Source organism: Streptomyces niveiscabiei (assembly GCF_001419795.1).
Classification (GTDB): Bacteria; Actinomycetota; Actinomycetes; order Streptomycetales; family Streptomycetaceae; genus Streptomyces; species Streptomyces niveiscabiei.
Genome location: NZ_LIRL01000345.1, coordinates 1 through 5,517, shown reverse-complemented (window position 1 = coordinate 5,517; position 5,517 = coordinate 1). Strand labels below are relative to the sequence as shown.

6 protein-coding genes are annotated in these 5,517 nt (G+C 71.4%); 3 read left to right on the top strand and 3 right to left on the bottom strand.

Features of this window, described 5'->3' with window-relative positions; all coding sequences use genetic code 11:
* Positions 1–1,315 (top strand): bifunctional lysylphosphatidylglycerol synthetase/lysine--tRNA ligase LysX (lysX, locus tag AOK24_RS17645; protein WP_063799473.1); only part of this gene is annotated, 1,315 nt, incomplete at its 5' end.
* Positions 1,316–1,396: 81 nt separating this feature from the next.
* On the top strand, positions 1,397–2,230 hold the full coding sequence (locus tag AOK24_RS17640; protein ID WP_055721035.1) for a polysaccharide deacetylase family protein: 834 nt from the start codon (positions 1,397–1,399) through the stop codon (positions 2,228–2,230).
* Between the two features lie 30 nt (positions 2,231–2,260).
* Here AOK24_RS17640 and AOK24_RS17635 read toward each other — a convergent pair whose 3' ends face one another.
* Positions 2,261–2,944 (bottom strand): class F sortase, encoded by a 684-nt coding sequence (locus AOK24_RS17635; protein WP_055721034.1) that lies wholly within the window; start codon positions 2,942–2,944, stop codon positions 2,261–2,263.
* Between the two features lie 332 nt (positions 2,945–3,276).
* Between AOK24_RS17635 and AOK24_RS17630 the strand changes: the two genes are divergently transcribed.
* Complete coding sequence (locus AOK24_RS17630; RefSeq protein ID WP_055721033.1) at positions 3,277–3,774, top strand: hypothetical protein; 498 nt, start codon at positions 3,277–3,279, stop codon at positions 3,772–3,774.
* 77 nt (positions 3,775–3,851) lie between these two features.
* On the opposite strand, the gene AOK24_RS17625 is transcribed toward AOK24_RS17630, so the two are convergent.
* Positions 3,852–4,382 carry a hypothetical protein gene (locus AOK24_RS17625; protein WP_055721032.1) on the bottom strand — a complete coding sequence of 177 codons (531 nt, stop codon included), beginning with the start codon at positions 4,380–4,382 and terminating at the stop codon, positions 3,852–3,854.
* 177 nt (positions 4,383–4,559) lie between these two features.
* Positions 4,560–5,324 carry a bestrophin-like domain gene (locus AOK24_RS17620; RefSeq protein WP_055721031.1) on the bottom strand — a complete coding sequence of 255 codons (765 nt, stop codon included), beginning with the start codon at positions 5,322–5,324 and terminating at the stop codon, positions 4,560–4,562.
* Positions 5,325–5,517: the final 193 nt, after the last annotated feature.

Genomic DNA, 5,517 nt, shown 5'->3' with positions numbered 1-5,517 from the left:
CCTCGCGGACGTCCGCGAGGGCGACGAGGTCACCGTCGCCGGGCGGGTCCTGCGCGTCCGCGACTTCGGGGGCATCGTCTTCGTCACCCTGCGGGACTGGTCCGGCGACCACCAGCTCGCGCTGACCGAAGCGGACCGCTTCCGCGCCGACGTCGACCTCGGCGACCTCGTCAGCTGCACGGGCACCGCCGGACGCAGCGACAAGGGCGAGCCGACCGTCTTCGTCCACGGCTGGCAGCTCACCGGCAAGTGCCTGCGCCCCCTCCCCGACAAACGGCGCGGCCTCACCGACCCCGAGGCCAAGGTCCGCCTGCGCGCCCTCGACCTCGTCACCAGCCCCGCCGCCCGCGACACGATCCGCGCCCGCGCGGCCGTCGTCCAGGCGCTGCGGGGCGGCCTCCTCGACCGCGGGTACCTCGAAGTCGAGACGCCCATGCTCCAGCAGATCCACGGCGGCGCCAACGCCCGCCCGTTCACCACCCACATCAACGCCTACGACCTCGACCTCTATCTCCGGATCGCCCCCGAGCTGTATCTCAAACGGCTCTGCGTGGGCGGCCTGGAAAAGGTCTTCGAGATGGGCCGGACCTTCCGCAACGAAGGCGTCTCACCGAAACACAATCCCGAGTTCACGATGCTGGAGGCATATCAGGCCTACGCCGACTACGACGTCATGCTCGACCTGACCCGCGAACTGATCCAGGGCGCGGCCAAAGCCGCATTCGGAACCCCGGTGATCCGCAAAGGCGGCGAGGAGTACGACATTGCGGGGGAGTGGCCCGTCAAGACCGTGTACGGGGCCATTTCCGAGGCGCTCGGAGAAGAGATCGGCGCGGATACGGAGCTGACGGCTCTGCGCCGGCAGTGCGACCGCGCCGGGGTGCCGTACGGGGACGGGGACGGGCGCGGGGACGTCGTGCTGGAGATGTACGAACGGCTCGTCGAGGAACGCACGCTGCTGCCGACGTTCTACAAGGACTTCCCCACGGACGTCTCCCCGCTCACCCGGCAGCACCGCACCGATCCCCGGCTCGCCGAACGCTGGGACCTCGTCGCGTTCGGGACGGAACTGGGCACGGCCTATTCCGAATTGACGGACCCGGTGGAACAGCGCAGGCGCCTGACGGAACAGTCCCTGAAAGCGGCGGGCGGCGATCCGGAGGCGATGGAACTCGACGAGGAATTCCTGGAGGCGCTGGCTTATGCGATGCCGCCCACCGGGGGACTGGGAATCGGCGTGGACCGACTCGTCATGTTCGTCACGGGCCTGACGATCCGGGAGACTCTGCCGTTCCCGCTGGTCCGCAGAAGGTGACATCGGCTGGCTGAGTGGAAAAGCAGCGCCATACCGGTGTCGCGGAGGTCGGCCTGTCGCCGCGCGGGTGACGTATGAGCCATGAAGAAAGATCAGGTGTTCACACGGCGTCGGGTGTTGTGGGGTGCGGGCGTCGCGGTTGCCGGGGCTGCCGGAGCCGTGACCCTGGGGCTGAGCGGGGGAGAGGAGACCGTCCCCGCTCCCGCCGCCGGGGCTCCCGCCCGGCGCGTTCCCCTCAAGGCGTCCGCCTATCGCCTTCAGCCCGTCACCGGGTTCGGGCCGCCCGCCCCGGGCCCGGCGCGCCCGGCCGTACGGCGCAAGCCCATCCTCGAAGTCTCCGGGCGCGGGAACACCATGGTGCTCACCTTCGACGACGGGCCCGACCCCCGCTACACGCCCGCCATCCTCGACACCCTCGGCGAGTACGGCGTCCACGCGATGTTCTTCGTGTGCGGCGAAATGGCCGCCGACAACCAGGAGTTGCTGGCCCGGATGGCCGACGAAGGGCATGTCGTCGGGAACCACACCTGGTCGCATCCCCTCCTGACGAAACTGCGCCGCAGCCGCATCCGGTCCGAGATGCAGCGGACCTGCGAGGTGATCGAGGACGCGTACGGGGATAAGCCGCGCTGGTTCCGGGCACCGTACGGCGCCTGGAACCGGGCCGCGTTCCAGATCGGCGCCGACCTCGGCATGGAGCCCCTCGCGTGGACCGTGGACACCCTGGACTGGACGACGCCGGGGACCGGGACCATCGTGAGCCGGGTCGCCGGGGGCGCCGCGCCGGGCGTGGTCGTGCTGTCGCACGACGCCGGGGGCGACCGCACGCAGAGTGTGCGGGCCCTGAGGCGGTACCTGCCCCGGCTGCTGGACTCCGGCTACCACGTCACCGTGCCGCCCAGGCACCCCGCCTGAGGGAGCGGGCGCCCGCCCGGCCGGGACCGCTCAGCGGACCCCGGTCAGGCGGGCGAAGACGACGACGTTCCCGGCGTAGCCGTGGGCCTTGGAGAAACCGCCGCCGCAGGTGATGACCCGGAGTTCCGGGGCGCCCTTGGAGGCGTACACGCGATCGCCCGGGAAGTTCTTCTTCTCGAAGACCTCGATGCCGTAGATCTCGAACACGGCGGTCTTCCCGTCCTTGCGGGACACCTCGACCTTGTTGCCCTTCTTGAGGGCGCCGAGCCCGTAGAAGACGGCGGGACCGAGCTTGTTGTCGACGTGCCCGACGACGACGGCCGTGCCCTTCTCGCCGGGCGAGACCCCGCCGGTGAACCACCCCGCGAGGTTCGGGTCCTCCGGCGGCGGCGCGTCGACCCACCCCGCCGCGTCCAGGCCGACCGGCATCACCGGGGCGGCGACCCGGATCGCCGGGATGGCGACCCGCTCCGGCACCGAGTACGGCAGCGGACCCGGCGCCTTGTCGAAGACGCTCCCCGTCAGACCGCCCGTGCGGCCGTCGGCGGCGGCAGCGGCGGCCGGCTGCGGCGGACCGGCGTCGAACTCGCCCGAACCGTTGCGGATGAGCGCCAGGCCGGTCAGCAGGACCAGCGCTATCACGCCCCACGGCGCGCGCTTGCGCGACCGCGCCTCTTCCTCTTCCTCCGCCTCGGACAGCTCGTAACCCGACATTCGCCAGCCCCTTCCGACACGGCCGTCGCCGCGTCCCTTAGCGCCTGCCGGAAACGCTAGGACGGTCCCCGCCGACCGGCGACAAGAGCGCGGCGAACGGGTGGCCGCCGGACGGGTCGGTGCGCCATCCGAGTCGACGGCCACAGGAAATTTCTGACGGTCCGTGACCTGCGGCGATGGGCGATTGCGCGGAGGTCGTACGGCGTGTCGCTCACCAGGACGGACCAGTCCCGAAATGCGGGCGCCCGCACGGCATCTGAGGGTCGGTCCGGGAGGCGTTCTCTCGCCGACAGACCGGGGACGTGCCCCGGGGCGCCTTCCGCGGAGGAACCATGCGTACCACTCGTGCCCTGGCGGCCTCGGCCGCCGCGTGCGCCGTCCTGGGCCTCGCCGCCCCGACGGCCTCGGCCTGGACCGACCCCACGTCGGTCACCTCGGCGCCCAGCGTCATCGCCCGCGGCGGCCAGCTCGTGCTGACCGTCAACGGCGGCGGGAACAACGCCTGCACCACGCCGGGCTCCACGGTCAGCTCCAACGCCTTCCCGACCACCACCCTGACCTCGATGGGCGGCAACACGGCCACCGCCACCGTCCGCGTCAACTCCTTCGCCAACGCCGGTTCGTACACCGTGACGACCACCTGCGAGGGCCGCACCCGTACCTTCCCCGGCGTCTTCACCGTCCTCGGCGGCGTCCGCGGCGGGATCGGCGGCAGCTCCACCACCGGGGCCACGCCGACCGACATGGCGATCGGCGGCGGGCTCGTCGCGGCGGCGCTCGTCGGCGGCGGGGTGTTCTGGATGCGGCGGCGCGCGGAGCGCCGTATCTGAAGCCCTCTTCTGGAGAAACGTTTTCGGCCCGGCCCTCTGAGGAGGGACCGGGCCGAAAACGTGGCGCCTGAGGAGCCTCAGCCGCCGTCCTCGCCCGTGCGGCGGCGCGAGAAGTGGTAGGCCGCGCCGACCGACCCGACGATGAGCAGGGTGCCGAGACCCAGCTCCTTCAGGTCGAAGCCGCCGACCGTGCCGCCCTCACCGGCGTGCACACCCCGGTTCGGGGGGTAGAGCGGGTACGGCTGCTGCGTGGGCGTCCGGCCGCCCGCGATCGTGAGCTGGGCGGTGCCGCTGTCGCCGCCGTTGCAGGTGAACGTCACCCGGTACGCGGCGCCGGGACGGGCGTCCCAGTCGACGGTCGCCGTGGACTGCGAGCGGTCGGGTGGGATGCGCACGGTGTCGAAGACACCGGACGACACGATCACCGTCCCGCCGCAGTTGCCGTTGCCCCGGTCCACCGAGAGCGTGACCTGGCCGCCCGCCGCGATCGTCGACGGCATCACGCTGAAGCCGAACGCGTTGGAGTCACCCGCCGCCGCTGTCGGTGCGGTGAAGGCCAGGGCGCCCGCGCCCAGCAGTGCGGCCGAGGCGACGCGTATCGCGCGCATGGTCAATCCTCCGGTCCCCGAGGAGCAGCTCGCGGACCTGTTCCGCTCGCGCCTGGAATGCACCTCGATGACCGAAACGCTAGGAACAGGTGTGCGTACGCGCGATCGGTGTCGTGCGAATGGGGCATCTGTATGGGCCGGTCAGGGGACCTGGGCGGCGTGGCGGATGAGGCGTCGTCAGCCTTTCGCGTCCGGGAAGAAGTGCAGGAAGGGTTCTGCCGACGCCGTGATGCCCCGGCTGTAGGGCGCGTCGAAGTCCCAGATCAGGAACAGGAGGAAGGCGATCAGCGCGGAGAACAGGCCCGCGAGGATCAGCTCCCTCGGGGTGCGGCGGATCTGGAGCGCGAAGACCATGCCGATCGTCACGATCCCGCCGCCCAGCAGACCGCCCCACACCACGCCCGGCATCGTCGGGTCGATGGAGTCGGCGCGGGCCGTGCGCGCCTGGTCGGCCGCCGCGACCTGGTCCAGCAGCGGCTGGTACTGCTGCGCCTGGAAGTCCGTCGTCGCCTGGTAGTCCGTCACGTCCGCGCGCAGCTTGCCGAGGAGTTCGTCGCCCTTGCCGCTGATCTCGCCCTCGTCCTTCATCGTCTTCCACTCGACGTCGACGATGTGTCCGACGTACGCGTTCACGTCGGCGCGGATCTTGTCGCGGACGTCCGGCGGGTACACCCGCACCCGCTCCGAGATCTCGTGCAGCGCCTGCGCCTCCGCCTGGACGTGGTCCTGGGCCGCGCTCCTCGCCTCCCACACGCCCGCGATGGCCAGCCCCAGCACGATCGCGTACACGACGCCGATCCACATCGTCATGTACTCGATGACGTCCGGCGTCTCCGAGGGGTCCTCGTCCTCCGCCGCGGTGCGCTGGCGCAGGAACGCGACGACGATGACCACCGCGACAGCGGCGACCATCGAGAGGGTGAGAACAAGCCATTCGGGCAAGGGGGCCTCCTTGGTGGCGTGAGGGTGAGGCGGGCGGGGTGGCGCGTGCGGCAGCCGTCAGCGCGGTCGCAGCGCCGCGACGGCGATCACCGCGGGGGCCGTGATCAGGAGGACGTACGTGACCGGGGACGTGGTGCCGTGAGTGGGGCGCTTGCGCGGCGTCGCCTGGTGGTACGCCGGGTACGTCACGGGG